Origin of the sequence: Asticcacaulis sp. (genome assembly GCF_051956075.1) — a bacterium.
Classification (GTDB): domain Bacteria; phylum Pseudomonadota; class Alphaproteobacteria; order Caulobacterales; family Caulobacteraceae; genus Asticcacaulis.
The window spans coordinates 1-24981 of sequence record NZ_JBQCGA010000029.1; the positions used below are offsets into that span (position 1 = coordinate 1).

A 24981-nucleotide genomic window follows, 5' to 3' on the forward strand; every position below is an offset into this window, starting at 1 on the left:
GGTCGCGGCGCTCGGCGATCTCGGCCTCATCCGGCGCAAAGCCGTCCTGATAGATCGGGTTCTGGTCGAAATCGCTCAAGGGGCACAGACCGGTCTCGAACTGACCCGGATAAAGCCGCGCGCTGTCCGGGGCGCGATTCAGGTCGATGACATAGCGCGAATGGGTCGCGAACAGGGTCGAGGCGCCCAGTTCAGGCGCAAAATCAAACAGGCGGTGGACATGGAAGTCGGTTTCCCGCACCGCCAGACCGGTTTCGTTCATGCGCACAGCCAGAGGCAGCGGAATGTGCGTGCCGACATGCGGGGCCGAAACCAGCAAAGGGCCGGCGCCCATATGAAACTCAAACGGAGGAATTTCGTCCGCAGGCGGAGGATTTGACGGCATGGTTGCAATTGAACCTTTTGCCGTCAAACCTGTCAAGCTCACATATCCATGCCTGACATGGACATACCGGGCATCCATTGCTGCGTCAGACGCAAAAAGGCGACGGTTCCGTCCGGATGTCCGCCATAGATTGTTTTCAGCGCATCGGGAACCGCGTTGAACTGGCGCACGACGCCGACGCCCAGTTTCATGTCGTGGCCTATGTCGAATTCGCGCACGACGCCGATCTCGGTCTTGGCCACCCACCAGGCCGATCCGGGGACCAACTCGTCATTATAGACGCGCTCATGGCGCAGCAGGCCGAGCCAGGGCCCGTTGAAGTGAAAGGTGTTTTCGAACAGCACAGCGTCCGACGGCTTGTCGGCGCCTGTGGAAGCGATCTTGCGTCCAAAGGCCAGGGTCGAATCGAGCGTCCCGGCGGCGAAGGCATGATTATAGGCGAAGCTGACGCTTTTCTGGATCAGATTGACATCCGGTTCGAGTTGTTCGGGACTGATGACGTGCGCCCATGAGGCCTGCGCCGACAGGTCCGGCGTGATCTTCCAGGAGACGCGAACAGCGGCGGAATCGAAGCGCGGGCGGTCGAGATTGAAGCGGTGCTGGTCCGGCTCGCGCCCGGTGAACCCACTGACCTCCAGTTGAAGCGGCCCTTTCGCAAGGCCTGCCGTAACCACGCCCATGGTGATGTGGCCGGAATCGAACCAGTGGTGCGTGATCGGCGCCGTGGGAAAGTTTTCCCCCGAAGGCCGGTGCATGAAGACCTCAGGTCCGAAACCGTTTTCCCCGGGCCATCCGGCGCTTACAAAGCCGCTGACGCCGTCGCCGAAGCGATGGCGCAGGGTGGCGTTCAGGCCCATAAACAGGTCGTGCGGATGCTGGCGGTCAACAAGCGGAGTCACGCCGTCGGCGGTCTCGCCGGTTTGCAGCAGCAGAGGATAGCCGCTCTTGCCCATAAACGGGTCGGGCGACAGCATGGCCTTAAGCTCAAGGTCGTTTGAGGCGTTCAGAGCGCGGCTGGCCATGATCATGCTCATGCCTTCGACAAAGGTCTTGGCGCCGCCGCGCGGACCCTGCTGATCGTCGGCGACGACTGTGAGTGTGGCGTGCGCCATGACGCTCCAGCCGGATGCGGGCGTCATGGCCATATCCGGCGTCTGGCCCATATCGGACATCTGGGCGTGGACGGAAACAGGCAGAAGCGCCGTCAGAAGAGCGGACGCGAAAAAACGATAGGACATGGGAAATCTTTCAAAAAACGATGATGGGAAACGCGGTTTCAGACCATCAGGCGTTTCTTGGCGGACGCGGTTCGGCGGGGACGGACAGGCCGGCCGGAATGGATGCGGGCGCGGGCGACAGGCGTATGGGGACAGGCTTGCGCGCCTTTGGAACGAAGGCAGGTTCCGGGGCGATCACGACGGGCTGGCTGCAACAGGGCATGACGCCCTGATCGCTGCGCATCGGCGCATGCTGCGTCTTCATGCCCATATGACAGACATTTTGAGCCACAGGCAAGGCGTGCGCCGTCGCGCTCAGGCCGAACAAAAGCCAGATCACAGCCAGCAGGGCGCGCAGCAACCTCATGCCGCGTCTTGCCGAAACCGCAGGCGCCCCAGCGCCTTGCCGAAGTCCAGCAACAGGTCTTCGGGCTTTTTCGGCAATTTGGCTTTGAACTTTTCAAACGCCATCACCTGTTCGATATTGCGTTTGATCTGCGCCGCCTGCGTGTCGCGGCCCTGGGTGAGGCGAGTCATCAGGGCGGTGGACAGGATGCCGCTGACGATCAGGCGTTTGGAGTAGTGGTTTTCATCGAGCGCCGTATCGCCCGCCAGCTTCCAGATGCGGTCGGCGGTGGCCCACATCAGCTTGTGATACAGGGCGGCGTGCGTCGGCAGGGCGAAAAAGCCCATCAGCCGCCGCGCCAGTTCGGGCTGCTGCGCCGCCGTATCGAGGCGCAGGTTCAAAAGGTAGCCGATCTTGTCGCGGATTCGCATAGCCGCCAGCGATTCGGTGGTGGCGGGCGCGTCCAGAACCTCGTCGTGCATCCGCCAGATCAGGGCGGCGATGTCAGCGGCGCCATTGGGCGCGATCAGATCGCATTCGGCCTCGGAGAATCCTGCCTTGCGCGCCCCGGCCAGCACGCTCTGACGATTGAGGCCAATCTGCGGAACATAGTCGGCGGCGGCCAGCGCCAACTGGCGTTCAGCGGCTTTGAGCGGGGAGGCGATGTTTTTCATACGCGTCAGCATAAACCCCATCGCGTGCGCCGCCAAGCCATCCTTACGTGGCCAACAGGCCGCATAATGCCGCAGGCGCGGTGGATTCGGCAAAAAAAGTGATGAAATTCCCTTTTCGCGCGGGGCTGATCTGGACAGGGGGGGATTGCTCATGTATGGCAGTCACCGATTTTCCCGCCAGCGCCTGTTGGCGGGGACAGGTTTTTATTCACTTTTGGCGGAACGAACGGCGACGCAGCCCGGTTTGTCTTTACGCCTTCGACCCTGAATGGAGAGATACCTCTGGTACAGATTTTCGTCCGCGACAACAATGTCGATCAGGCCCTGAAGGCCCTGAAGAAGAAGATGCAGCGCGAAGGCTCCTTCCGCGAGATGAAGCGTCACGTCCATTACGAAAAGCCGTCCGAGAAGCGCGCCCGCCAGCAGGCGGAAGCCGTGCGTCGCGCCCGTAAGCTGGCCCGCAAGCGCATCCAGCGCGAAGGCGGCCTGACGGGTCGCTCTAAGTAAGTCTTTCTGCAGCCCTCGTGCTGCAGATAAGCCGCTTGAGATCAGCGCCGGGGCAGATGACTGTCCCGGCGCTTTCTTTTTTTGTCTTACGCCATCTGAGAGGCGTCCATGGTCAAGTCCGTTTCCGATCCATCCGAACTGCCCGATCCCGCCGATCTGGGCATCCTCACCACGGCCATGCCCGCCGACACCAATCCGTCCGGCGATATTTTCGGCGGCTGGCTGATGTCGATGATGGACCTGGCGGCGGGCAATATCGCCGCCCGCTATTCGCAGGGGCGCGTCGCCACCATCGCGGTGGACGGCATGGTGTTCCTGACGCCGGTGCAGGTCGGCGACGAGGTGACGGTGTACGCCAAGATGCTGTCGGTGGGGCGCACCTCGATGCGCATGAAGGTGGACGCCTATCGTCGCCCGCGCGAAGGCGAGCAGAAGACGCGCGTCACCGAAGCGGTCTTCACCTTCGTCGCCATCGACGAAGCGGGCCGCCCGCGCCCGGTGCGCGCTGAACCAAAGGATTCGCCTGCAGATTAATTTATGTTAAGACTGTCATCTTGCCGATCCGAAGATGATCGGCGCGCCACAGGGGACATCGCATGAAATCGACCGCTCTCAGCCGTTTTCAGGACTGGCTCAGCGAATGGAGCGACGCCAAGACGCGACAGGTGTTGGTGGTGGTGCTGGGCGTGTTGTGCGGTCTGTTGCTGGGCATGGTGGTCTACACCATCGCTAAGTACGCGCTGGATCAGATGTTCCCGTTCCCGCCCGGACTCTACATGGTCCACGGCGCCGAAAAGACTGCGTTGATGAAAACCGTGATCGTGCAATTGTTCATTGTCATACCACTGACCTGGGCGATAGGCGCGCTGGCGGGCGGCTATTGCGCGGCGCGCATGGGGCGTGCGGGGCAGTTTCCGGCCTGGATCGTCGGGATTCTACTGGTCGCCTATGACTGGATCGACCTCCTGAGCCTGCCCAATGACGCCGCCCTGTTCGTGCTGTGCCCTATTGTGGTCGGCGGCTGCGCCTTTGCGGGCGGCTGGCTGGCCATGTATGTCGAAGCGCGCAAATTGATGAGCAGCGTGGCGGAATAGGCCGAAAATCCTCAGTTCGTGTCGTAAAGCACGTTGGACGGTGTGCGCGACAATTCGATACGCGCCGCGTCGCGCATCTGGCTTGGAACGAAATAGGGCGTGCCGGCCGGATAATCGCTTCTGCCGGAAGTACGCGGCAGGGGTTGTTTCTGACCGTTATCCATCACAGCCACGGCGTCGCCGCCGCCAACAAAGTAAACCCGGTCGAGCTTGTCGAGGGCGATGGCCAATATGCCGGCGATTTTACGCATGGCGCTGTTGCCCTGATCGACGCCTTGAGCCAGATCGTGCGCGTCATAGCTGGTCTTCAGGCCCTGAGTAGGGGTCACCTTGAGCTTCATCGCCACCGAACAGCTTTCCGGTCGCACAGTCGTGATTCTGGCGCCGCTGTTGAGTTGGGCGCGCGTCGGCAAGGGCTCGATGCGCCCGTCCGGCGCGATGCGAAGGGGGATCGTTCGGCCATTGACATTGAGCGACGCGCTGACCTTGGAGGCGTCGCAGCGCTTGATGCGCAGCAGATAATAGACGTCGATCTGACTGCGCTCGGCGGGCGACAGGTTCAAAAAGCCCTTATAGCCGGGGAAGGCGTCGGACGCCGAGGCGTTCTGTGTCACCATGCCGTTAGCGCTGGTCGCGGGCGGCAGCTTAGGCGTCGCCAGGGCGGGCGCGGCCAGCAGCAGGGCGGCGGAGGTCAGCAAAACGGCGGGTTTGAACGCAAGTCTCATCAGATTCCAATCCATCAGTGGTTCCGGCGGCTGTATCTACCGGCACAGGTATAAGAATTTAAGACTGAATGGAAGCTGAACGGGGCGATCTTGCGACCGCCCCGTTGCATGGCTTGGATTCGTGAGCGCATCAGAGCGATTTGACGATGCCCTCAACCATCTTTTTCGCGTCGCCAAACAGCATCATAGTATTGTCGCGGAAGAAGAGTTCGTTCTCCACGCCCGCATAACCCGCGCTCATGCCGCGCTTGATGAACAGAACGGTGCGCGCTTTTTCGACGTCAAGGATCGGCATGCCGAAGATGGGCGAGGCCGGGTCGGTCTTGGCTGCCGGATTGGTCACGTCATTGGCGCCGATCACGAAGGCGACGTCCGCCGTGGCGAACTCCGAATTGATGTCCTCCAGCTCGAACACCTCATCGTAAGGCACATTGGCTTCGGCCAGCAGCACGTTCATATGGCCGGGCATACGACCGGCGACCGGGTGGATGGCGTATTTGACCTCGACGCCTTCCTCCTTCAGCTTGTCGGCCATTTCGCGCAAGGTATGCTGAGCCTGAGCCACCGCCATGCCGTAGCCGGGCACAATGATGACCTTGGAGGCGTTCTTCATGATGAAGGCCGCATCGTCCGCCGAGCCCTGTTTGACGGGGCGCGTCTCGACCTTGCCGCCCGCCGCCGCCGCGCCCGCATCGCCGCCGAAGCCGCCGAGGATGACGCTGATAAAGCTGCGGTTCATACCCTTGCACATGATGTAGGAGAGGATGGCGCCGGACGAGCCGACCAGCGCGCCGGTGATGATCAGCGCGATGTTTTCCAGCGTGAAGCCCAAAGCAGCAGCGGCCCAGCCTGAATAGGAGTTGAGCATCGACACCACGACCGGCATGTCCGCCCCGCCGATCGGGACGATAAGGGTCACGCCCAGTACAAGCGCGATGGCGAAAATGCCCCAAAAGGCCCAGGCGGCCAGACCGTGCGTCGCGATCAGCACGCCGATCAGCGCCACGACGGCGACGCCCAGAACGATGTTGATCACATGGCGCGCGGGCAGGATGATCGGCGCGCCCGACATATTGCCATTCAGCTTGGCGAAGGCGATAACCGAGCCGGTGAAGGTGATCGCGCCGATGGCCACGCCGAGCGACAGTTCGATCAGGCTCTGCGTCTTGATCCCGTCCAGCCCGTCGTCAATGCCGAAGGCGCGTGGCGCATAGAGCGCCCCGACCGCCACCATGCAGGCCGCCATACCGACCAGCGAGTGGAAGGCGGCGACCAGTTGCGGCATCTGCGTCATCGCCACCTTGTTGGCGATGATCGAGCCGACAATGCCGCCGACCGCTATGCCGCACAGGATGATGACGATGGTGACCGGGTCGAGGTCGCCCTTGATGAGCAGGCTCAGAAGCGTGACGCCGACGGCGATGGCCATGCCGGTCATGCCGTAGAGATTGCCCTTGCGCGAGGTTTCCGGCGAGGACAGGCCACGCAGGGCCGGGATGAACAGGACGCCGGAAACGAGGTAGGCGAGCGCCGAAAAATTAGCAATATCCATCACTTGCCCTCCACCTTCGGCTTATCTTTCTTCTTGTACATGGCCAGCATGCGGCGCGTGACCATGAAGCCGCCGAAGATGTTGACGGCGGCCAGCATGGAGGCGAGGCCGCCCGCGCCCTTGGAAACCCATACGCTTCCGCCCGCGCCGGAAGCCGACGCGGCGGCGGCGATCAGCGCGCCGACGATGATGACCGAGGAAATGGCGTTGGTGACGGCCATCAGCGGCGTGTGCAGGGCGGGGGTGACGCTCCACACGACATAATAGCCGACAAAGATCGCCAGCACGAAGATGGCGAGACGGAAGATGGTGGGATCGACGGCTTCCATATCCGGATCTCCTTACTTTGAAAGATTGGGGTGGACGACGGCGCCGTCTCGGGTGACCAGCGCGGCCTTGAGGATTTCATCCTCCATATCGGGCGCCAGTTGGCCGTCCTTGTTCAGCAGCAGTTCGACAAATGCCTTGAGGTTTTTGGCGTAGAGCGCCGAGGCGTCTGCGGCGATGCTGGCGACGATATTGGAGAAGCCGATAATCCTGACGCCGTTGACGTCCACGACCTCGTCGGCGACGCAGCCTTCGACATTGCCGCCCTGCGGCGCGGCCAGGTCGATCAGCACCGAACCGGGCTTCATCGAGGCCACCATCTCTTTCGTGACCAGAATCGGCGCCTGCCGTCCGGGGATCAGAGCCGTGGTGATGACGATGTCCTGTTTGGCGATGTGCGACGCGGTCAGCGCCGCCTGCTTGGCCTTGTACTCGGCGGACATTTCCTTGGCGTAGCCGCCCGCAGTCTGGGCGTTTTTAAATTCCTCGTCCTCGACCGCGAGGAACTTGGCGCCGAGTGATTCGACCTGCTCTTTCGTCGCTGGGCGCACATCCGTCGCGGACACCACCGCGCCCAGACGACGGGCGGTGGCGATGGCCTGTAGCCCTGCGACGCCGACGCCCATGATGAAGACCTTGGCCGGGGCGACCGTGCCCGCCGCCGTCATCATCATCGGAAACGCCTTGCCATAGGCCGAAGCCGTTTCGATCACCGCGCGGTAACCGGCGAGGTTTGCCTGCGATGACAGTACGTCCATGACCTGCGCGCGGGTGATGCGCGGCACGAACTCCATCGCGAACGCTGTCGCCTTTTGAGCGGCCAGCGCATCGAGCGTAGCGCGCTCGCGGTGCGGATCGAGCGTAGCGATGACGATGGCGCCGGGTTTCAGCGCCTTGATCTCGTCCGCCGACGGGCCGCGCACCTTGAGGACGATGTCGGCGTCCTTGATGGTTGCTTTTGCATCCTTGACAACGGTGGCGCCGACGGCGCTATAGGCCGCGTCAGGCAGGGCGGCACCCAGGCCTGCGCCCGACTGCACCTGCACCTCATGACCGGCGGCTGTCCACACCTTGACCGTATCAGGCGTGGCGGCGACGCGCGCCTCGCCGGGCCAGGTCTCGGCGGGAATGGCAAGCTTTAAGCCCACGATGAAGTCCTCACTTTGAAGTCTGTGGCAAGTTGTTGCTTGTGCAACTTATTTATTGTCGGCGCGATATTGACGCCGTTTCTTTTGTGACGTCGCTAGGTATGAGCAAACGTCGCGCAAGTCAAAGACTTGTTACGCTAGAAAAACGCCGGTGAGACTTTAAATCTGCTAAAGCTGAAACCGGCTTTAGTGCGCCGGTTTCTTTTTCAGGAAGAAGAAGCCCGCGACCGTTACGACGGCGGCGGCGACGAAGGCGGCGATGAAGCCCAGCTTGGTGCAGGTCAGGATGACCAAAAAGACCAGCAGCACCGCCAGGTGCAGGCTGATCCACTTGGTCAGGCCATTGAACAGGTGATAGGTGGCCTCGTGCTGGCGAATGTCCATCTCGCCGTGAACGTAGTCGGAAGACTCATGATGATCGGCCATTTTTACCCTCAAACCTGTTTTATATGACGCGCCGTCGCCAGCGCATAACAGGAGTCTTACAAAAGGACGCGGGGGCGGTCAATGAGTCTGCAGTTGGGGAGTCTGCGGTTGGGTTTGCGCCCGACCTTGCAGACGGCGCTCCAGCCGCGTCAGTTTCGACGCGGCGTCCATGCCGAGGCGCTGACGCAGGGCGCGCAGCAGGTTCCAGAACCGTTGCGCCGAGAGGCTCATCAGCGCGCTCTTGCGGCTGTTGAGCGAACGCCGCAACGCCGTCCGGTCGATCCAGCGTTTGGCGGGGTCGTGGTAATATTGCGCGATCTTGGTTTGTCCCATGCCGGGCGTCGCCAGCCATTGCGGGATCAGGGCGTTGAGCGCGCGCGCATCAGACAGGACGCGCAGTAGCCCCGTCCCCGACGACGGGCAGGGGGCGTGGAAGGCGTCGCCGAGCAGGACAAGGCCGGGGCGTTTGTGACGGCGGACGCGGTAAAGGTCCGTGCCGCGCACCTCGCAGCGGCCTGCGAGCGACAGTCCGGCCATGGCCGTGACGGCTTCGGGCGCAACCTCGGCGAGGGTGGCGAGCGGGGCGCGGCTCATGCGGCGCGTCCAGTCGTCGGTCAGTGGTTTGAAGCTGAAGATGTTGACGCGGGTTTGTTTCGCGCCCGCCGGGCTGGCGATTGGAAACACGCTGACATAGCCGATATGGCTTTGCGGTCGCGCCGCAAAAACGATCGCTGGAATGTGCCGCGCGCCCTGAAGTGTGAAGCCGAGCGTAACCGAATGACCGGCGCTGACGGTTTTAACGTCGATGCCTAACGCCTTGTGCAGACCTGCGGCGCGACCTGAGGCCAGCACGACCAGACGGCCTTCATGACGCGCGCCATCGCTGGTGACGACGGATTGACCGACATCGGAGGTCGTGATCTCGCTGACCGTCGCCTCAACAAATGTCACACAGTCCGGCCAGTCCGCGCGCACGGCGGCGACCCAGTCGTGATGATGCGCGCCGCAATCGGTCAGGCGCGGATTGACGGCGTAAGCTTTGGCGTCGCCTTCCGGCGGCAGGCACACGCGCGCGAACGGTTCGAGCGCGCCGAGGCTTTTGAGAATATCAGCCTGTTCTTCGCCGAGATTTTCATTGCGAAAGGACGAAGCGGGGACGCGTTTGGGGTCGAACACCGTCACAGGCACGCCCTGCCGCCCCAGAACCATAGCCAGCAACGAACCGCCAATGCCGCCGCCGACGATCAGGACACGGTCGTTATCGGTAAGGCGGGCTGTCGGCATGGCGCATTCCTGGGCTGTCGCAAAATGAGCGTAGAGCGCAGGGATTGCAAATATCTTGCCGCGCAATTAAAAATTGTATTTGTTTTTAAACGTGTAAGAAACGCTGGCGCAGGAGGTCAGAACAGCGCCTCGAACTGGTCAATCAGGCTTTCCAGGCGGTGGCAACCCATCTTCCAGAACGCCTTGTCGCGTGGATTCATGACGAAGGGCGCCAGGGCCTCGACATAGGTTCTTGTGCCGCCGCCGCTGAGAAGGTGTTCGTACAGCGGCGTGAAAGACGCCGGGTCTTCGCGGCGTTTCTCCATCAGCGCCGACACCAGAAGGTCGCCGAACGCATAGGCATAGACATAGAAGGGCGCGTGGACGAAGTGGCTGACATAGGCCCACCAGACCTCATAGCCGTCGTTGAGCTTGATCGCGGGGCCGAGGGATTCGCCCATGACCTCCAGCCAGATGGTGTTGATCTGATCGAGTGCGACCTCGCCTTCCATACGCGCAGCGTGGAATTTTTCCTCGAAGCGATGAAAGGCGATCTGACGGATCACCGAGTTCAACCCGTCCTCGATCTTACCCGCCAGCAGCGCCTTCTTGTCGTCGGGCGAGGCCGTCGCCACCAGATGCTCGAACACCAGACCTTCGGCGAAGATCGAAGCGGTTTCGGCAAGCGTGAGCGGCGTGTCGGCCAGAATCGAGCCGAGCGGTTGACACAGGGTCTGGTGGACGGCATGGCCCAGCTCATGCGCCAGTGTCAGCACCTCGCGGCGGTCGCCGGTGAAGTTGAGCATCACGTAAGGGTGGCGGTTGGCCGTGACCGGATGGGCGTAGGCGCCCGACGACTTGCCCGGACGCGGCGCGGCGTCGATCCATGCATGATCGAAGAACAGTTGCGCACGGCGGACAAATTCCGGTCCCATCTGTGCGAAGGCGTTCAGCACGATGGTTTTCGCCTCGTCCCAACTGTACTGTTTCTGCACATCCTCGGTCAGGGGGGCGTTGCGGTCCCAGAAGTCGAGCGATTTGCGACCCATGATGCGTGCCTTCAGCGCGTAATAGCGATGCGACAGCGTGGCGTAGGATCCGCTGACTGCCTCGGCCATGGCGTCCACCGCGTCCTTATCGACCTCATTGGCCAGGTGACGCGAAGCGGCGGGATCGTCATATTTGCGCCAGCGGTCCTCGATCTGCTTTTCAAACGCCAGCGTGTTCAGCGACAGGGCCAGCACCGGCGCGTTGTCGGCCAGGGCCTCGCTCAGCCCCTTGGCGGCGGCCTTGCGTACCGCAGCCTGAGGCGCCGACAGGCGGGTCAGCGCCTCGTTCAGCGTCAGCGACTCTTTACCGACTTTCGCGCGCAAGCGGGTCAGGGTTTCGTCGAACAGGCGTGTCCATTGCGCGGCGGCGGGCATGCGCTCCAGCATCAGGCGTTCGAGGTCGGCGGACAGCTCATGCGGGCGCGAGGCGCGGATGCGGCGCAGCCAGGGGCGCCAGCGTAGCGCGCGCTCCGTGACGCGCAGGGCCTGCTCGATCTCCCAGTCTTCAAGCTTATTCAGCTCAAGGCTCAGGAAAAGGGTTCCCGCTGAGATCATCGCGGCCTGAGTCGACAGGTCGGACTGCATCTTGGCGATGGCCGGATTTTCACGGTCGATGGTCGAGGCCAGGGTCGCATAGGCCAATGCGCCGCCCATATCGTCCATCGCTTTTTCGTAAAGGCTGGCCGCCTGGTCGATCAAAAGACCGAGACGTTCGGCATTGGCGCGGGCGGACAGGAAGGCGCCCTCCAGCTTGGCCAGCTCTTTAACATGGCCTTCGCCGCGCGCGAAATCTTCCTTGAGGCGCGGATCTTCAGGGCCGGAATACAGATCAGTAAGATCCCAGATGGGCAGGCCGGACGCGGCGTCGATAGGCAGGGTCTGTGTCATGGAGGTTCAGATAATCCGCACCGACCCGAAAAGCGAGAGGTAATTTGGCCGTCAGGGGAGAAGCCCGCGAACGTCAAAACCAAAACGCGACATTAAGGATACCGCTACACCCGATTTTTACCCCAAGACGATACACATGTCCCAAAACAGGTCGGGTTTTGTGACGCCGACCGCATCAGAATGATGATGGGTGACTTCGATATGGCCAAGACGATCCTGATCTGTGACGACGATCCGACTCAGCGCCGCCTGATTCAGGCCGTGCTGGAGCGCGAGGGCTTTTCGGTCATGCACGCCGAGAACGGCGCGCAGGCGATTGACCGGCTGACGCAGAATTCCGGTATTGACGCGGTCATTCTCGATCTGGTCATGCCGGGGCAATCCGGCATTGAAACACTCAAGGAATTGCGCGCATCCGGCGTGCGGACGCCGGTGGTGGTGCTGACCGCGTCGGGCGGCATCGACACGGTGGTCAAGGCCATGCAGGCCGGGGCGCAGGACTTCTTTATCAAACCCGCCTCGCCGGAGCGCATTCTGGTGTCGGTGCGCAATGCGCTTCAGATGGGCGACCTGTCCGCCGAGGTGCAGCGTCTGCAAAAGCGCACAACCAACCGCACCTCGTTCGACGACCTGATCGGGTCTTCGCCCGCCATGCAGATGGTGCGCAGGCTGGGCGAGCGCGCGGCCAAATCCAATATCCCCGTACTGATCCTCGGCGAAAGCGGCGTCGGCAAGGAGCTGATCGCGCGCGCCATTCAGGGATCATCCGACCGCGCGGGCAAGCCGTTCGTCGCGGTCAACTGCGGCGCCCTGCCGGAAAATCTGGTCGAATCCATCCTGTTCGGCCACGAAAAGGGGTCTTTCACCGGCGCCTCGGACAAGCATCTTGGCAAGTTTCAGGAAGCCAATGGCGGCACCCTGTTCCTCGACGAGGTCGGCGAATTGCCGCTCGACATGCAGGTCAAGCTGTTGCGCGCCTTGCAGGAAGGCGAGATCGACCCGGTCGGATCCAAACGCCCGGTCAAGGTCGATGTCCGCATCATCTCGGCGACCAACCGCAATCTGGCCGATCAGGTCCGGGCGGGCGCCTTCCGCGAAGACCTGTTCTATCGTCTTAACGTCTTTCCGGTCGAGGCGCCCTCCTTACGCGACCGCCGCGAGGATATTCCGGCCCTGGTCGAACATTTCGTCCGCCGATTCAATGTCGAGGAAGGCAAGCGCGTCACCGGCGTGTCGTCGGAAGCCATGCAGATGCTGGCCGCGTATGACTGGCCAGGCAATGTGCGGCAATTGGAGAACACCGTCTATCGCGCCATTGTGCTGGCCGACAGCCCCTATCTGCAACCGTTCGATTTCCCGGCGATCAGCGGCGTGTCCGCGCCTCTCATTGCGACGGCGCCGTCAGACGGCCCGGTCAATGGCAGGGCGGCGATCGAAGCGCATCACGACGCGCTCAACGCCCTTCAGGACGCGCCGGTGCGCATTCTCGACGACAGCGGCCATCTGCGCAAGCTGGAGGAGATCGAGCGCGACCTGATCGAACACGCGATCAGCGTCTATGCAGGTCATATGTCGGAAGTGGCGCGCCGTCTCGGCATCGGGCGCTCGACCCTTTACCGCAAAGTGCGCGACTGCGGCCTGGAAGGCATGGTTAAGGAAGCCGGCTAGGAAAGCTGGCTGAATCGTTCGCGCGCTGCGCCGAGCAGTTGCGCCTGCAGGCGGCTGACCTTAGTCGGGGTGAGATCGTAGATCAGGATCACGACGACGCCCAGAACGCACAGACCGGCGGGATACAGCCCAAGCGCCGCGTGCATTTCCTGTAGCGCCGCTTCGGGCGCCGCATTGGCGGCGTAGCCGTGTCCCGCCAGCAGCCAGCCCAGAGTTGCGCCCGCTGCCGCGGCGGCGATCTTCTTGCCAACATTGATCATGGCGTAGGTCATGGCGGTGGCGCGGTGACCGGTTTTCCAGGCATTGTAGTCGGCGGCGTCGGCGTACATGGCGAAGGTCAGGGTCGAGACGACGCCGAAGGCCGCGCCGGACAGGCCTTGCAGGACGAAAAGGGCCGCGAGCGCCTTCCCCGGGCAGAGGTAGAGAAGAAGGCCATCCAGCGCCGCGACGCCCAGCATGGCGGCGATCCAGACCTGCCGCGTCGCAAACCGGGTCAGGGTCGATGAGGCGCCGGAGCCGACGGCCAGACCGACATAGAAGACGATCATAAAGGCGCTGACCAGATCCGGGCGGATGGCGACATATTTGATGAAATAGGGCGTGGCCGAGGTGTGCAGCACAAAGGCGGCCATCTCGACCACGCCGAGCGCGAACAGGACGATCCACGGCCGACTGCAAAACAGATCCGCGATGTCGCGCAACGGGTTGCCGCGTGGCTGAGTCGCCAGCGAGAAACGCTCGCGCGTGTGGAGAAATACCATAATCAGACAGGCGACGGCGGCGACGCCGTAAAGGGTCATGGTGAACTGCCAGCCAAGCGCGTGGTCGCCGCGCCCGCCCCAGGCGATCAGCCTTGGCGTTAGCCAGGTGACCGCGACGGCGCCGAGGAATGCCGTGCCGTAGCGCCAGGACAGGATCGTGTCGCGCTGGGCGGAGTCCGGCGTAATAACGCCGGAAAGCGCATTATAGGCGACATTGGCGGCGCTATAGACCAGGTTTAGACCGATCAGCCCCATATAGATGGCGGGCAGGCGTTGGTTTTGCGACAGATCGGCGGTCGAGAAGGTCGCCACGCCGACAGCGGCCAGAGGCAGGCCCAGCCATAAAAACCACGGGCGATAGCGTCCGTAAGCGGTATGCGTGCGGTCGATGATGGCGGCGAAGACCGGTTCGGCGACGGCGCTGACCAGTCGCATGGTCAACAGCAGAGTGGCGGTGGCGGCGATGGGAATCTTCGCCACATCGGTCAGATAGATCATCAGAAAGGCGGTCAGCGGCGCCCAGTAGAGATTGAATCCGGCGTCGCCAAGGCTGTAGCTGGCGATTTCAAGCGGCCCGATCGGCTCATAGGCTTGCAAGGCGGGCTTTGCGGTGAGCGCTTCGGGCGGGGACATGCGACACAGAGTCAGAACTACGGAAACAGTGCGTCATTGTGCCGCCACAGGTCTTAATGAAAACGTAAGAGGCGGGCCGAGCGCAGCCCGCCTCTTGTCTGCTCATTCACTTTAACGCGGCGTCGATGGCGGTGTAAAAGGCGTCGGGCTGATCCAGCATCATGAAGTGGCGGCAGGCGTCGATCTGCGTGAATGCGACCTTCGGCGCGCCCGCATAGACGGCCTTATAGAAGGCGGCGGTCGCTACCGGAACCTGTCCAACCGTGACGTCTACCGGATAGATGACGGCGATCGGCAAGGTCATGCCGGGCAGATCGGGACGCAGATCGGTCGTCAGATCCTCGTAGAAGGCCTGCGCCAGCACGCGGCGGTCGGAATCAAGCGACCATTGCACGATCAGGTCGCGGTGGGCGTCTGAGGTCGTCATGCGCGCCAGGGTCGCCTGTTGCTGCGCTTTGAAGGCGTCGGCGGGCAGGGCGATCACGCCGTCGCGCATGGCCTTCGCCTGTGGCTCAATCGCGGCGACGCTGGCCTGAGGCCCCATCATCAGTCCGGCGAAGGGCAGGGAATCGGCGATGATCAGCCTGCCTGCATCCTCCGGGTGGCTTTTGGCCAGCATCAGCGCCATCAGGCCGCCGAGGCTGTGGCCGATAAGGACCGGATGGTCGAGATGTTCGGCCTTGATATAGGCGTCGAGCGCCTCCACCGAGGGCGCCAGCACATCGCCGTCCGCATTGGCGCCTGCCGGTTCTCCGGCGAATCCGGCCAGGTTGAGAACATGCACGCGGTAATGGCTGTCAAGATGCGCGACCGTTCCGTCCCAGACGGCGGCGGGGGAGGCGAGGCCGGGGATCAGGATGATGTCCGGCCCTGAACCGCTGACGGCGACGGAAAAACGCTCATGCGTGGCGTCAGGATAGGGCGTTGCCGCCTTGGCGTGATGCGCCGACGACAGGGCGGCGATGACGCCGATAATGATGGCCAGCAGCGCCATCGGGCGATGGATGAGGCCATGTTTATGGAAGCTGGAGCAGACGTGTTTGAACATGGCGGGGCTTTCTTTATGCGAGGATCAGGCCCGAGAGACGGGCGAACAGGTTGATGAGTACGAAGGCGAGGCGGTGTTCGGGATCGGCGACAATGGCGATGACGACGACGCTGGCGATGACCCAGGTGATGACCTGACTCTGAACAAGGGGGGAGCGCTTACGCTCCGGCAGGATGCGCATGGACATGAAAAATCTTTTGCGAATAGGGGTTTAAGGGGTTACGCGGTACGGGTTGGCGAAGATGGCCTCCACCGGGCGGTCGAACACCCCGGCGATCTTGTAGGCCAGGTCGAGCGACGGCGAATGCTTGTCGGTCTCCAGAGCGATGACCGCCTGACGGGAGACGCCGAGCCTGGCGGCCAGATCGGCCTGGGTCAGGCCCATTTCGGTGCGCAGTTCACGCAGATTCTGTTTCATGACGCCTTCCTCAGAAAGGCGCTAGCCAGGCCGAATATCATCCAGAACAGGGGATAGACGAGGTAAAGCGAAAAATGATGAGCGCCTGCATTGGCCTCGACAAAGCCCCATGCCGTGCAGATGAAGAGGGTCAAGCCGGTGGCGATGACGAAGCGACGGATCAGCACGCCGCGCACATATTCATCGACGGCCTCGATATATTTCAGAAACACCCAGATCGCGCCGCCGACCGGCAGGGCGGGCAGGACGGCCAGCCCATAGAGCAAGGCGCCCTGAGGGTGCAGGTTACGGATGGCGATAATGGAGCTGTAAAGCGCGGCGGCGTATAAGACCATCCAGAAGCTCAGGCCCATGACGTAACGGGCGTTAGGGGTGTTCAGGTCCATGTTTCAGCTCCTTTGTGTAAGGCTAACCTTACATGCCGACTCATGTCATGTCAACCTGACATTTGAAAAAATGTAAGGTCAGCCTTACGCCTCATGGTATTGTATTGGTAATTACCAATTTGCACTTGGCAGATGCGGCCGCATGTGGGATGAGTTGCGAAACGGGAGGCGCGACTATGGCGAATGTGGTGGATTTCAAAGCGGCGCAGAAACAGGCCAAAAGCGCAGCGGCGCCCGCGAAGACGCGCTTCGAAGCGCTCGACATTCTGCGCGGCCTGTTCCTGATCGGCATGCTGCTGGCCAATAACGCTGGCGACTGGGGGCATATTTATGCGCCGTTCGACCATGCTGAATGGCATGGCTTCACCATGACCGACATGGTGTTTCCCGGTTTTATGGTTTGCGTGGGCATGTCGATGAGTCTGTCACTGGGCCGCCGCATGGCGACGGGGGGAAAGGCGCAGATGGCCGTCCACGCCCTGCGGCGCGCGGCGATTCTGGTTGGGATCGGCCTGTTCCTGAACCTGTTGCCGCATTTCGATTTTGCCCACTGGCGCTTTCCCGGCGTGCTGCAACGCATTGGCGTTTGCTACGCTATCGCCACCGGCCTTTTGCTGCTGCATTCGCATCAGGACGCCGACGGCAAGCTGATCGTACATGGTCGCGCCTTGGCGGCATGGGGCGCGGGCCTGTTGATCGCCTATGGCGTCCTGCTGCGCTACGCGCCGGTCCCCGGTTTTGGCGCCAATCATTTCGACGCCGTAATGAGCTGGCCCGCCTATGTCGATCGCATGGTCTTCGGTCTCGACCATATCTGGAGCGGCGGCAAGACCTACGATCCGGAGGGGATTCTCTCCACCTTCCCGGCGGTGTTCAACATTCTGGCGGGTCTTTTGGTCGGTATGCTGATCAAGGCGAAGACGCCCGCGAAGGCGGTCGGGCAGGTGATGTGGATCGGCCTGATCCTCACCGTTCTGGGGCTGGCGCTCGATCCGGTCTTTCCGATCATCAAGAAGATGTGGACGCCCAGCTTCGCCCTTTTGACCAGCGGCATCGCCTTTTTGATGCTGTCGGCGCTGATGCTGGTCATGGACAGGCTTGGCCATAAAAAATGGGCCATGCCGATCCGCGTCTTCGGCATGAACGCGATACTGGCCTATGTCTTCGCCTGGCTGTTGTCGGTGGCGCTCGACGTTACGGGCGTCTATCGCGCAACGACGACATGGCTGCTGGGCGTCATCGGCGATCCTTACGCCATGTCGCTGGCCTTCGCCGTGCTGGTGCTGATCGTGTGTTGGTTGTTCGTCCTGCCCTTTTACCTCAAGCGCATCTTCCTCAAGGTGTGAAAGCGGTGCGGCATCCCGTCAGCTTGTCAGGCTGGTGATTTTAGAGTACTGACCGGTCAGTACTCAAAGGAGCGCCATGCCCGACGCCGCCAGATCACGTCGCCTGAAGCCAGAACAGCGCGAGGCCGCCATTCTCGACGCCGCGCTTGAGGCGTTTGCGCGTCATGGTTTCGCCGACGCGCGTATCGAAGACATCGCCCGCGTCGCGCAAGTGTCCAAGGGCAGCGTCTACCTCTATTTTCCGACCAAGCAGGCCCTGTTCGAGGCGCTGGTGCGGCGCGACATCGGCCCGCGCGTGGCCATGGCCAGGGGATTTCTGGACGCTTATGACGGCCCGCTGGAGATCGCTCTGCAAAATCTGGCCGACATGGTTTCCGCCATCATCGATTCCGGTCAGACGCCGATCTATCCGCGCCTGCTGGTGGCGGAGTCGCAGCGTTTGCCGGAACTGGTCGATTTCTACCGCCGCGAAGTGGTCGGCGTTCTGCTCGCCGCCCTGAGCGGCCTGTTTGCGCGCGCCATGACCAAAGGCGAGATCGCACAGGACGATCCGGTCATGCTGGCGCACCTGTTCGTCGCGCCGGTGCTGAAGGCACTGATGTGGGCGCTGGTCTTCACGCCGACCGAGCCGGAGCCGTTCCGCGCCGGGCCGTATCTGGCGGCGCACATCCGTCTGTTTCTGAAAGGATTGCAGCATGCGTAAGCTGATGATGTCGGGGATCGCCGTGCTGGCCCTGAGCGGGTGTCAGTCGAAACCGGCGAACACCTATGCCGGCTATGTTGAGGCGCAGGAGGTCAGCATTGATGCGCCGCAGTCCGGCTGGTTGACTGGCGTTGACGTCGATCGTGGCGACGCGGTGGCGCCCGATCAGTTGCTGTTCCGGCTGGATACGACTCAGGCGGACGCGGCCCTGAGCGGCGCGCAGAGCCGGGCCGAGGCCGCGCAGGCCAATGCCGAGGATCTGGCCAAGGGCGCGCGTCAGGCCGATATCGCGCCGTTACAGGCCCAGCGCGTTCAGGCGCAATCGCAACTCGACCTCGCCAAGGCCAATGAGGCGCGTTACGCCGCGCTGGAGCCGAAGGGCTATGTCTCGCCCGCTCAGATGGACAGCCTGCACGCAGCCACCCGGTCGGCGCAGGCCAGTCTGGCCAATATCGACAAGCAGATCGAGGACAAGCTGCTGGCGGCGCGCGAAGACCAGCAGCGCGCGGCGCAGGCGACGGCGGCGGCCTCCGGCGCCGAGGTCGCGCAGGCGCAGTGGACGGTGAATGACCGCATCGTCAAGGCGCGGCTGACGGGCCAGGTCGATGAACGCCTGCGCGAGCCGGGCGAGTTCGTAGCGGCGGGCGCGGCTGTGCTGACCGTGCGGCCCAAGGGGCGGGAATTCGTCCGCTTCTATGTGCCGCAGGCCGACCTGTCGAAATTCAAGGTCGGCGCGACAGTGCATGTGACCTGCGATGGCTGCGCGGCGCAGGCTGCGCGGGTGCGCTATGTCTCGCCTGACGCCGAATTTACTCCGCCGGTCATCTACAGCGTCAAGGAGCGCCAGAAGATGATGTTCCTGATTGAGGCGACGCCGGAACATCCCGACGCCTTGCATGTCGGCCAGCCGGTGGATGTGGGGCTGTGATGACTGATCAGGCCGACGATCTCGCGATCGATGTAAAGGGCCTGACCAAGGTCTTTGGCGCACGCACGGCGGTCGATCATATCGACATCAAGATGCCGCGCGGACAGGTCTGGGGTTTTCTCGGCCCCAACGGATCGGGCAAGACGACCACGATCCGCATGCTGTGCGGCCTGTTGCGCGCCGATGCGGGCGAGGGGACATGCCTCGGCTTCGACATTCGCAAACAGAGCCGCGAGATCAAGGATCGCGTCGGCTATATGACGCAGAAATTCTCCTACTGGGACGACCTGACGATCCGGGAAAACCTCGAATTCGTCGCGAATCTCTACGGCATTCCGAAGAAGAAGACGGTGGTGGACAAGACGCTGGAGACGCTGGGCCTGAGCTCGCGCCAGCATCAACTGGCCGGAACCCTGTCGGGCGGCTGGAAACAGAGGCTGGCCCTGGCCGCCTGCACCCTGCATGAGCCGAAAATGCTGATGCTGGACGAGCCGACCGCGGGGGTCGATCCGCAGGCCCGGCGCGACTTCTGGGACCAGATCCACCGCCTGTCCTCCGAAGGCCTGACCGTGCTGGTTTCGACCCACTATATGGACGAGGCCGAGCGCTGCGACCAGATCGTCTATATCGCCTACGGACATCTGATGGCCCAAGGCCGCGTCGCGGACATTATCAGCCACAGCGGTCTTTACGCTTTTGTCGCCGAAGGACCGGGGGTGCGCGAGCTGATGGAGCGGCTGCGCGGCAAGGCGGGCGCCGATCACGTCGCCTATTTCGGCAATGCGCTGCATGTCACGGGGCCCAATCTTGACCAACTCAAGGCGCTGATCGCCGCCGACGGCGACAAGACAGGCGTGTCATGGCGGCAGGAGCGGCCCAATCTGGAGGACGTGTTCATCCACCTGATGAGCCAGTCCGTCGACACATCGGTGGAGGCTTAACATGCTGTCCTCGTTGCGGCGCGTCGGCGCCATCCTGCTCAAGGAATTTATCCAGATGCGGCGCGACCGGCTGACCTTCGCCATCATGCTGATCGTGCCGATCGTGCAACTGGCCCTGTTCGGCTTCGCGATCAATTCCGACCCGCGCCACCTGCCGACGCTGCTCTATCTGGAAGACGACTCGGTCTATGTGCGCTCGCTGGTGTCGGGCATGCAGAATTCGACCTATTTCGATATTGTCGGCGCGGTCCCGACCGCCGAAGCCGGGCGGCAGGCGTTGCAATCGGGGACGGCGGCCTTCGTCGTGACCGTGCCGGCGGGCTTTACACGCGGCCTGCTGCGCGGCGACCACCCGGAAGTTCTGATCGAGGCCGACGCCTCCGATCCGTCTGCGGCTTCCAATGCGGTCGGTCAGATCGGCCTGATCGTGTCCTCGGCCCTCAGTCATGATCTCAAGGGCCAATGGGCGCCGCTCAAACAGGGGCCGCCGCCGGTCAATATTATCGTCCACCGCATGTACAATCCCGAAGGCATATCGCAGTACAATATCGTGCCGGGACTGCTGGGCGTCATCCTGACCATGACCATGATTATGGTCACCTCGGTCGCCATGACGCGCGAGACCGAACGCGGCACGATGGAGAATCTGCTGGCCATGCCCGCGCGCCCATGGGAAGTGATGGCGGGCAAGATCCTGCCCTATATCGCCGTCGGTCTGGTGCAGACCCTGATCGTGTTGGGCGCGTCCAGTTTCGTCTTCCACGTGCCGTTTATCGGCAATCCGCTGTTGCTGGCTCTGGGCGTGGCTTTGTTCATTGTGGCCAATCTGGCGGTCGGCTTCACCTTCTCGACCATAGCGCGTTCGCAGATGCAGGCCATGCAGATGACCTTCTTCTTCTTTCTGCCGTCCATGCTTTTGTCAGGCTTCATGTTCCCGTTCCGCGGCATGCCGGTCTGGGCGCAGTGGATCGGCGAGATTTTTCCGCTCACCCACTTCCTGCGCGTCATCCGGGGCGTAATGCTGAAAGGCGCGGACTGGGCGGCGATGTGGCCGAACATCTGGCCACTGCTGATCTTCATCGCCGTGGCGACCACGGTGGCTATGGCGCGCTATCGCTCGACGCTGGATTAATCATCCCCCATATGTGCTTCGATAATGTCGAGCAGCGGGTGCGGCGTGCGTTTGAGCTGATCGGCCTTGCCCTGTTCGCGCAGATAATAGAACTGGCCTGTCGTCACCGACGGCGCCAGTTCGTAATCCATCGCATCCCAGCCGTCCTCGCGCCAGCCGTAAAACGCCCAGTGCGCGTGATGGCTTTTCAGCACGTCGAGCACGTCGCCAAGGTACGTCCCGCAATCGACCCATTCGCGCACGCAACCGAATTCGCCGGTCACCACGCGGTTGTTCGGCACGCCATGCGCAGCGGCCCAGTCAAACGGGCCGTTTACATAACGCGCCATCACCGCCTTGTCCCAGCGGACTTTTTCACCGCCGAACCTGGATTCGACGCCCGGATAGCGCAGTTGCGGATCGCGCTTGATATTAGGGCCGCTGGTCGCCTCGTAGGGTTCATACATGTGAAAACTGTACAGCACCTTGTCGTCGCTGAGTTTTGACGGCCAGTAGCTGAAGCTCGCGGCATTGGCGTACCAGCCGCCATCGACCATGACCGGTGTGTCCGGATCGACGCTGCGGAGCGCTTTGATCAGCGTTTCATAAAAGGTGGGCAGGTCGTGCGTCGTACCCTTATACTTCGCATACCAGGCCTGCCGCACATCCGGCGCGGCCTGCTCATCGAGGCCCATGCCCTTTTCCGGCGTCGGCTCATTGATCAGATTGTAGCCCGCGATCATCGGCTCGTCCTTCAGCGCGGCGGCCAGGTCTCGCCAAAAGTCCGCCGACTGCTCCCAGTAGGCGCGGTCGTTCCACAGTCGCGCATCGTCCTTGCCGCCATTTTGCTGGCTCCAGCGGTCGCCGGGAAGGGACAGGGGGACGATCACCACTTTCAGGCCCGCCGCGCCCGCCGCCTCGACCACCTTGCGTAAGGTGGCGAGGTCCGAAGCCGGAAGGCCGCTGTAATGGTCGGCGTCGCCAATCAGAAAGTCGCGCCCCACGCCCTTCCATTTCGACGGCGTCAGCCGCACCCAGGTCGCGCCGGTGGCGCGCAGGGCCTGAAAATAGGCCAGATCGGGCGGCGCCTCATTGAAGCTGTTGGCGCCGTGCTGCGGCGCGTCCCAGAAATGGATCAGATCGGCGGCATAGGCAGGGACGGACAGGCTCGTCGCAACGGCCAGCGACGCCGCCATCAGGCGTAACGGTTGCATTGGCGTTTCCTTCTTGTCTGACAACAATTTGCGATAAAATCGGCGATAAGGCCAGTCCGGCTTTTCGTTTCAGGGTTAACCGAATTGTTAACCATGTCGCTGCATCTTGCGACAGACTCAGGGGTGGGTCGTTGTCAGAGATTCGCGCATGAAAACCAAAACCTCCAGCCTCAATCCTAAAACCTATGGCCTGCTGGCGGCGCTGGCCGTATTCGCCGTCGGGGCGGTCGCCAGTCTCGCCGTCTATGTTGCGGCTGAGGGCGCGATGAAGTCGGAAATACGCTCCAGTCTCGGCGCACTGTCGCGGTCGGCGTCGCAGTTGGTGGATGCTTCCGGTTTTGCGACCATCTCATCGCCCGATCAGAAGAACGGCGGCGCCTATCAGGGCATTCTCGCCACGTTCAAGAAGATCGCCGCCGGCGACAGCAATCTGGCCGACCTCTACGCGATGACTCAAGGAACGGACGGCAAGATACGCTTTATCGTTGACACCCTGCCCGAAGGCGGCGAGCCGCCCGCCAATATCGGCGAGGTTTATGACGATGCGTCGGTGGTGCTGAAAAAGGCGTTCGACAGCAAGACCGCGCTGGTCGAGGACAGGCCCTATACCGATAAATGGGGCACGGTGCTGAGCGCCTATGCGCCGATCACCGACTCTGACGGCAATATGATCGGCATGACGGGCGTCGATATGCACGTTGAACAGTATCAGGCGCGGCTCAACCTTGTGCGTGAGGCGCTGGCCATCGGGCTGCTGATCACTCTGGTCTGTGCTGGGATCGCAGGTTTCACCGTGTTTGTGCTGCGCCGCGCCGCCAACCTCAATTACGAGAAGTCGCGCGCCCAGCAGCAGCAACTGGCCGATATGGAGGCGCAGCGCGCAGAGGAGCAGGCGCAGAGCGAACGCCGCGCCGCCGAGGCGCGCCGTCAGGCCATGTTCGAGCTGGCGGAGAATTTCGAGGCCAGCGTGCAGACGGCGCTGCACGAGGTGGTCGCCGCCGCCGATCTGTTGCAGGCCGAATCTCAGCGCGTCTCGTCGATTTCGAGCGATACGCGCGAGCGTTCCGAAGCCGTGTCGCGTATTTCCAACGACGCCGCCCAGACCTCGGCGCAGGTCGCCGCCGCTTCGGAGGAACTGACGGCTTCGATCCGCGAAATCCGCGATCAGACCGAACGCTCGCAGGCTGTGGTGCGCAGCGCCGCCGAAAAGGGCGGCGTCGCCAAGGAGGTGATCGAGCGTCTGTCGAAATCCTCCAGCCGCATCGGCGAGGTGGTCGATGTCATCAACGACATCGCCGGTCAGATCAACCTTCTGGCGCTGAACGCGACCATCGAATCAGCGCGGGCTGGCGAGGCGGGCAAGGGCTTTGCGGTCGTCGCCAACGAGGTCAAGAGCCTGTCGGGTCAGGTGTCCAAGGCTCTGGCGGAAATTTCCAGCCAGATTCACGACATCCAGAGCGAAACCAAACACTCGGTTGAGGCGATGAACGATATTCTCGGCATTATCGGCGCCGTGACCGAAGGCACGGTGGTGGTCGCCGCCGCCGTCAGCCAGCAGTCGGACGTGACGCGCGAAATCTCGCACAATATTCACGCCACTGCGCAGGGCTCGCGCGAAATCGCCGACACCATGGTCAATGTGTTGTCATCGGCGGGAGAAACCGGCGAAACGGCCCAGCGCGTCTGGGCCGCGACCACGAAATTGCAGCAACAGTCGCAGGATCTGAGCCGCGCCGTGGACGGCTTCCTGCAACGGGTGAGAGCTTAACGCTCGGTCGGCAGACCCGCCAGCTTCCAGGCGTACAGCCCGCCCGCCAGATGGCGCTGTACGTCCAGACCCGCCGCCTGTAAATATTCCGCCGCGCGCGCCGATCGCACGCCGCCTGCGCAGGACAGCACGATGATCTTGCCTTCGGCGGCGGGTACGGCGGCTGGGTCGATGGCGGACAGAGGCAGGCTTATCGCGCCCTTGATGCGCTCGGCCTCGAATTCATAAGGCTCGCGCACATCGATCAGCAGAATATCTCCGGCTTGCAGCGCTTCGGCGACGGTCTGCGGCGACAGGTCAATAACGGGCATGGCGGGCTCCTGATGGCTCCCGTTTCGTTACGCGTTCGCCTGCGAATGCGCAAGGGTGCGACAGCCTGACGCGCGACCGAATGTACAGGTGTTTTTGCGGCGCAGCGAGCGTATCCGTTAGCGCAATCCAATAACAAACCATTG

The 24981-nt window shown here is 62.5% G+C and carries 28 protein-coding genes; 10 read left to right on the top strand and 18 right to left on the bottom strand.

Annotation, left to right across the window (positions count from 1 at the left end; translation table 11 throughout):
- The 4 genes from ACTHLA_RS07640 to ACTHLA_RS07655 all read right to left on the bottom strand — a co-directional run.
- Positions 1-334: N-formylglutamate amidohydrolase (locus ACTHLA_RS07640; RefSeq protein WP_440186849.1), on the bottom strand; the 334-nt coding region annotated here is incomplete at its 3' end.
- A gap of 89 nt (positions 335-423) precedes the next feature.
- Positions 424-1623, bottom strand: coding sequence for a hypothetical protein (locus tag ACTHLA_RS07645; protein WP_440186851.1), 1200 nt, complete (start codon positions 1621-1623; stop codon positions 424-426).
- Between the two features lie 46 nt (positions 1624-1669).
- On the bottom strand, positions 1670-1969 hold the full coding sequence (locus ACTHLA_RS07650; protein ID WP_440186853.1) for a hypothetical protein: 300 nt from the start codon (positions 1967-1969) through the stop codon (positions 1670-1672).
- The gene (locus ACTHLA_RS07655) at positions 1966-2634 is read right to left on the bottom strand and encodes a COQ9 family protein (RefSeq protein WP_440186855.1); all 669 of its coding nucleotides are present in this window, start codon (positions 2632-2634) and stop codon (positions 1966-1968) included. The genes ACTHLA_RS07650 and ACTHLA_RS07655 overlap by 4 nt, the downstream gene beginning before the upstream one ends.
- Before the next feature lie 252 nt (positions 2635-2886).
- Between ACTHLA_RS07655 and rpsU the strand changes: the two genes are divergently transcribed.
- From rpsU to ACTHLA_RS07670, 3 genes are all read left to right on the top strand, one after another.
- Positions 2887-3129 carry a 30S ribosomal protein S21 gene (rpsU, locus tag ACTHLA_RS07660; RefSeq protein ID WP_440186952.1) on the top strand — a complete coding sequence of 81 codons (243 nt, stop codon included), beginning with the start codon at positions 2887-2889 and terminating at the stop codon, positions 3127-3129.
- 108 nt (positions 3130-3237) lie between these two features.
- On the top strand, positions 3238-3663 hold the full coding sequence (locus ACTHLA_RS07665; RefSeq protein ID WP_440186857.1) for an acyl-CoA thioesterase: 426 nt from the start codon (positions 3238-3240) through the stop codon (positions 3661-3663).
- A 62-nt stretch (positions 3664-3725) separates the two neighbouring features.
- The gene (locus ACTHLA_RS07670; RefSeq protein ID WP_440186859.1) at positions 3726-4223 is read left to right on the top strand and encodes a hypothetical protein; all 498 of its coding nucleotides are present in this window, start codon (positions 3726-3728) and stop codon (positions 4221-4223) included.
- An 11-nt stretch (positions 4224-4234) separates the two neighbouring features.
- Here the strand turns inward: ACTHLA_RS07670 and ACTHLA_RS07675 are convergent, their stop codons facing one another.
- The 7 genes from ACTHLA_RS07675 to ACTHLA_RS07705 all read right to left on the bottom strand — a co-directional run bounded on the left by ACTHLA_RS07675 (position 4235) and on the right by ACTHLA_RS07705 (position 11601).
- Positions 4235-4963 carry a hypothetical protein gene (locus tag ACTHLA_RS07675; RefSeq protein ID WP_440186861.1) on the bottom strand — a complete coding sequence of 243 codons (729 nt, stop codon included), beginning with the start codon at positions 4961-4963 and terminating at the stop codon, positions 4235-4237.
- 115 nt (positions 4964-5078) lie between these two features.
- Positions 5079-6500 (bottom strand): NAD(P)(+) transhydrogenase (Re/Si-specific) subunit beta, encoded by a 1422-nt coding sequence (locus tag ACTHLA_RS07680; protein ID WP_440186863.1) that lies wholly within the window; start codon positions 6498-6500, stop codon positions 5079-5081.
- Positions 6500-6829 carry an NAD(P) transhydrogenase subunit alpha gene (locus tag ACTHLA_RS07685; protein ID WP_440186865.1) on the bottom strand — a complete coding sequence of 110 codons (330 nt, stop codon included), beginning with the start codon at positions 6827-6829 and terminating at the stop codon, positions 6500-6502. Before ACTHLA_RS07685 ends, ACTHLA_RS07680 begins: the two co-directional genes overlap by 1 nt.
- A gap of 12 nt (positions 6830-6841) precedes the next feature.
- On the bottom strand, positions 6842-7975 hold the full coding sequence (locus tag ACTHLA_RS07690) for a Re/Si-specific NAD(P)(+) transhydrogenase subunit alpha (protein ID WP_440186867.1): 1134 nt from the start codon (positions 7973-7975) through the stop codon (positions 6842-6844).
- 186 nt (positions 7976-8161) lie between these two features.
- Positions 8162-8401, bottom strand: coding sequence for an aa3-type cytochrome c oxidase subunit IV (locus ACTHLA_RS07695; RefSeq protein ID WP_440186869.1), 240 nt, complete (start codon positions 8399-8401; stop codon positions 8162-8164).
- 78 nt (positions 8402-8479) lie between these two features.
- Positions 8480-9685: an FAD-dependent monooxygenase gene (locus tag ACTHLA_RS07700; RefSeq protein WP_440186871.1), complete on the bottom strand. Its 1206-nt coding sequence runs from the start codon at positions 9683-9685 to the stop codon at positions 8480-8482.
- A 116-nt stretch (positions 9686-9801) separates the two neighbouring features.
- Positions 9802-11601: a M3 family oligoendopeptidase gene (locus ACTHLA_RS07705; RefSeq protein WP_440186873.1), complete on the bottom strand. Its 1800-nt coding sequence runs from the start codon at positions 11599-11601 to the stop codon at positions 9802-9804.
- A 201-nt stretch (positions 11602-11802) separates the two neighbouring features.
- Between ACTHLA_RS07705 and ACTHLA_RS07710 the strand changes: the two genes are divergently transcribed.
- Positions 11803-13269: a sigma-54-dependent transcriptional regulator gene (locus tag ACTHLA_RS07710; protein ID WP_440186875.1), complete on the top strand. Its 1467-nt coding sequence runs from the start codon at positions 11803-11805 to the stop codon at positions 13267-13269.
- Here the strand turns inward: ACTHLA_RS07710 and ACTHLA_RS07715 are convergent.
- The 5 genes from ACTHLA_RS07715 to ACTHLA_RS07735 all read right to left on the bottom strand — a co-directional run bounded on the left by ACTHLA_RS07715 (position 13266) and on the right by ACTHLA_RS07735 (position 16515).
- Positions 13266-14663, bottom strand: a complete 1398-nt coding sequence (locus tag ACTHLA_RS07715) for an MFS transporter (RefSeq protein WP_440186877.1) — start codon at positions 14661-14663, stop codon at positions 13266-13268. The genes ACTHLA_RS07710 and ACTHLA_RS07715 overlap by 4 nt on opposite strands.
- 106 nt (positions 14664-14769) lie before the next feature.
- Entirely contained in the window at positions 14770-15711 is a 942-nt protein-coding gene (locus tag ACTHLA_RS07720) for an alpha/beta fold hydrolase (protein WP_440186879.1), read from the bottom strand.
- 13 nt (positions 15712-15724) lie between these two features.
- Positions 15725-15898 (bottom strand): hypothetical protein, encoded by a 174-nt coding sequence (locus tag ACTHLA_RS07725; protein WP_440186881.1) that lies wholly within the window; start codon positions 15896-15898, stop codon positions 15725-15727.
- Positions 15899-15922: 24 nt separating this feature from the next.
- Positions 15923-16129, bottom strand: coding sequence for a helix-turn-helix transcriptional regulator (locus ACTHLA_RS07730; protein ID WP_440186883.1), 207 nt, complete (start codon positions 16127-16129; stop codon positions 15923-15925).
- Positions 16126-16515, bottom strand: coding sequence for a hypothetical protein (locus tag ACTHLA_RS07735; protein ID WP_440186885.1), 390 nt, complete (start codon positions 16513-16515; stop codon positions 16126-16128). Before ACTHLA_RS07735 ends, ACTHLA_RS07730 begins: the two co-directional genes overlap by 4 nt.
- Before the next feature lie 176 nt (positions 16516-16691).
- On the opposite strand from ACTHLA_RS07735, the gene ACTHLA_RS07740 reads away from it, so the two are divergent.
- The 5 genes from ACTHLA_RS07740 to ACTHLA_RS07760 all read left to right on the top strand — a co-directional run bounded on the left by ACTHLA_RS07740 (position 16692) and on the right by ACTHLA_RS07760 (position 21565).
- Positions 16692-17861 (top strand): acyltransferase family protein, encoded by a 1170-nt coding sequence (locus ACTHLA_RS07740; protein WP_440186887.1) that lies wholly within the window; start codon positions 16692-16694, stop codon positions 17859-17861.
- 76 nt (positions 17862-17937) lie between these two features.
- Complete coding sequence (locus ACTHLA_RS07745; protein WP_440186889.1) at positions 17938-18564, top strand: TetR/AcrR family transcriptional regulator; 627 nt, start codon at positions 17938-17940, stop codon at positions 18562-18564.
- Positions 18557-19492: an HlyD family secretion protein gene (locus tag ACTHLA_RS07750; RefSeq protein ID WP_440186891.1), complete on the top strand. Its 936-nt coding sequence runs from the start codon at positions 18557-18559 to the stop codon at positions 19490-19492. The genes ACTHLA_RS07745 and ACTHLA_RS07750 overlap by 8 nt, the downstream gene beginning before the upstream one ends.
- Positions 19492-20433 carry an ABC transporter ATP-binding protein gene (locus ACTHLA_RS07755; protein WP_440186893.1) on the top strand — a complete coding sequence of 314 codons (942 nt, stop codon included), beginning with the start codon at positions 19492-19494 and terminating at the stop codon, positions 20431-20433. The genes ACTHLA_RS07750 and ACTHLA_RS07755 overlap by 1 nt, the downstream gene beginning before the upstream one ends.
- 1 nt (position 20434) lies before the next feature.
- Positions 20435-21565, top strand: a complete 1131-nt coding sequence (locus ACTHLA_RS07760) for an ABC transporter permease (protein WP_440186895.1) — start codon at positions 20435-20437, stop codon at positions 21563-21565.
- Here the strand turns inward: ACTHLA_RS07760 and ACTHLA_RS07765 are convergent.
- On the bottom strand, positions 21562-22758 hold the full coding sequence (locus tag ACTHLA_RS07765) for a glycoside hydrolase family 5 protein (protein WP_440186897.1): 1197 nt from the start codon (positions 22756-22758) through the stop codon (positions 21562-21564). The two genes, ACTHLA_RS07760 and ACTHLA_RS07765, sit on opposite strands and share 4 nt — an antisense overlap.
- A gap of 148 nt (positions 22759-22906) precedes the next feature.
- Between ACTHLA_RS07765 and ACTHLA_RS07770 the strand changes: the two genes are divergently transcribed.
- Positions 22907-24526, top strand: coding sequence for a methyl-accepting chemotaxis protein (locus tag ACTHLA_RS07770; protein ID WP_440186900.1), 1620 nt, complete (start codon positions 22907-22909; stop codon positions 24524-24526).
- On the opposite strand, the gene ACTHLA_RS07775 is transcribed toward ACTHLA_RS07770, so the two are convergent.
- Positions 24523-24837 (bottom strand): rhodanese-like domain-containing protein, encoded by a 315-nt coding sequence (locus ACTHLA_RS07775; protein WP_440186902.1) that lies wholly within the window; start codon positions 24835-24837, stop codon positions 24523-24525. The genes ACTHLA_RS07770 and ACTHLA_RS07775 overlap by 4 nt on opposite strands.
- Positions 24838-24981: the final 144 nt, after the last annotated feature.

Bases quoted from the DNA above. Each gene is read 5' to 3' on its own strand.
- ACTHLA_RS07735 (WP_440186885.1), bottom strand. From the start codon at position 16,515: ATGGACCTGAACACCCCTAACGCCCGTTACGTCATGGGCCTGAGCTTC.
- ACTHLA_RS07770 (WP_440186900.1), top strand. From the start codon at position 22,907: ATGAAAACCAAAACCTCCAGCCTCAATCCTAAAACCTATGGCCTGCTG.
- ACTHLA_RS07700 (WP_440186871.1), bottom strand. From the start codon at position 9,685: ATGCCGACAGCCCGCCTTACCGATAACGACCGTGTCCTGATCGTCGGC.
- ACTHLA_RS07685 (WP_440186865.1), bottom strand. From the start codon at position 6,829: ATGGAAGCCGTCGATCCCACCATCTTCCGTCTCGCCATCTTCGTGCTG.
- ACTHLA_RS07750 (WP_440186891.1), top strand. From the start codon at position 18,557: ATGCGTAAGCTGATGATGTCGGGGATCGCCGTGCTGGCCCTGAGCGGG.
- ACTHLA_RS07680 (WP_440186863.1), bottom strand. From the start codon at position 6,500: ATGGATATTGCTAATTTTTCGGCGCTCGCCTACCTCGTTTCCGGCGTC.
- ACTHLA_RS07745 (WP_440186889.1), top strand. From the start codon at position 17,938: ATGCCCGACGCCGCCAGATCACGTCGCCTGAAGCCAGAACAGCGCGAG.
- ACTHLA_RS07650 (WP_440186853.1), bottom strand. From the start codon at position 1,969: ATGAGGTTGCTGCGCGCCCTGCTGGCTGTGATCTGGCTTTTGTTCGGC.
- ACTHLA_RS07740 (WP_440186887.1), top strand. From the start codon at position 16,692: ATGGCGAATGTGGTGGATTTCAAAGCGGCGCAGAAACAGGCCAAAAGC.
- ACTHLA_RS07655 (WP_440186855.1), bottom strand. From the start codon at position 2,634: ATGCTGACGCGTATGAAAAACATCGCCTCCCCGCTCAAAGCCGCTGAA.
- ACTHLA_RS07720 (WP_440186879.1), bottom strand. From the start codon at position 15,711: ATGTTCAAACACGTCTGCTCCAGCTTCCATAAACATGGCCTCATCCAT.
- ACTHLA_RS07705 (WP_440186873.1), bottom strand. From the start codon at position 11,601: ATGACACAGACCCTGCCTATCGACGCCGCGTCCGGCCTGCCCATCTGG.
- ACTHLA_RS07675 (WP_440186861.1), bottom strand. From the start codon at position 4,963: ATGGATTGGAATCTGATGAGACTTGCGTTCAAACCCGCCGTTTTGCTG.
- ACTHLA_RS07670 (WP_440186859.1), top strand. From the start codon at position 3,726: ATGAAATCGACCGCTCTCAGCCGTTTTCAGGACTGGCTCAGCGAATGG.
- ACTHLA_RS07730 (WP_440186883.1), bottom strand. From the start codon at position 16,129: ATGAAACAGAATCTGCGTGAACTGCGCACCGAAATGGGCCTGACCCAG.
- ACTHLA_RS07765 (WP_440186897.1), bottom strand. From the start codon at position 22,758: ATGCAACCGTTACGCCTGATGGCGGCGTCGCTGGCCGTTGCGACGAGC.
- ACTHLA_RS07760 (WP_440186895.1), top strand. From the start codon at position 20,435: ATGCTGTCCTCGTTGCGGCGCGTCGGCGCCATCCTGCTCAAGGAATTT.
- ACTHLA_RS07775 (WP_440186902.1), bottom strand. From the start codon at position 24,837: ATGCCCGTTATTGACCTGTCGCCGCAGACCGTCGCCGAAGCGCTGCAA.
- ACTHLA_RS07755 (WP_440186893.1), top strand. From the start codon at position 19,492: ATGACTGATCAGGCCGACGATCTCGCGATCGATGTAAAGGGCCTGACC.
- ACTHLA_RS07715 (WP_440186877.1), bottom strand. From the start codon at position 14,663: ATGTCCCCGCCCGAAGCGCTCACCGCAAAGCCCGCCTTGCAAGCCTAT.
- ACTHLA_RS07665 (WP_440186857.1), top strand. From the start codon at position 3,238: ATGGTCAAGTCCGTTTCCGATCCATCCGAACTGCCCGATCCCGCCGAT.
- ACTHLA_RS07710 (WP_440186875.1), top strand. From the start codon at position 11,803: ATGGCCAAGACGATCCTGATCTGTGACGACGATCCGACTCAGCGCCGC.
- ACTHLA_RS07645 (WP_440186851.1), bottom strand. From the start codon at position 1,623: ATGTCCTATCGTTTTTTCGCGTCCGCTCTTCTGACGGCGCTTCTGCCT.
- ACTHLA_RS07695 (WP_440186869.1), bottom strand. From the start codon at position 8,401: ATGGCCGATCATCATGAGTCTTCCGACTACGTTCACGGCGAGATGGAC.
- ACTHLA_RS07725 (WP_440186881.1), bottom strand. From the start codon at position 15,898: ATGTCCATGCGCATCCTGCCGGAGCGTAAGCGCTCCCCCCTTGTTCAG.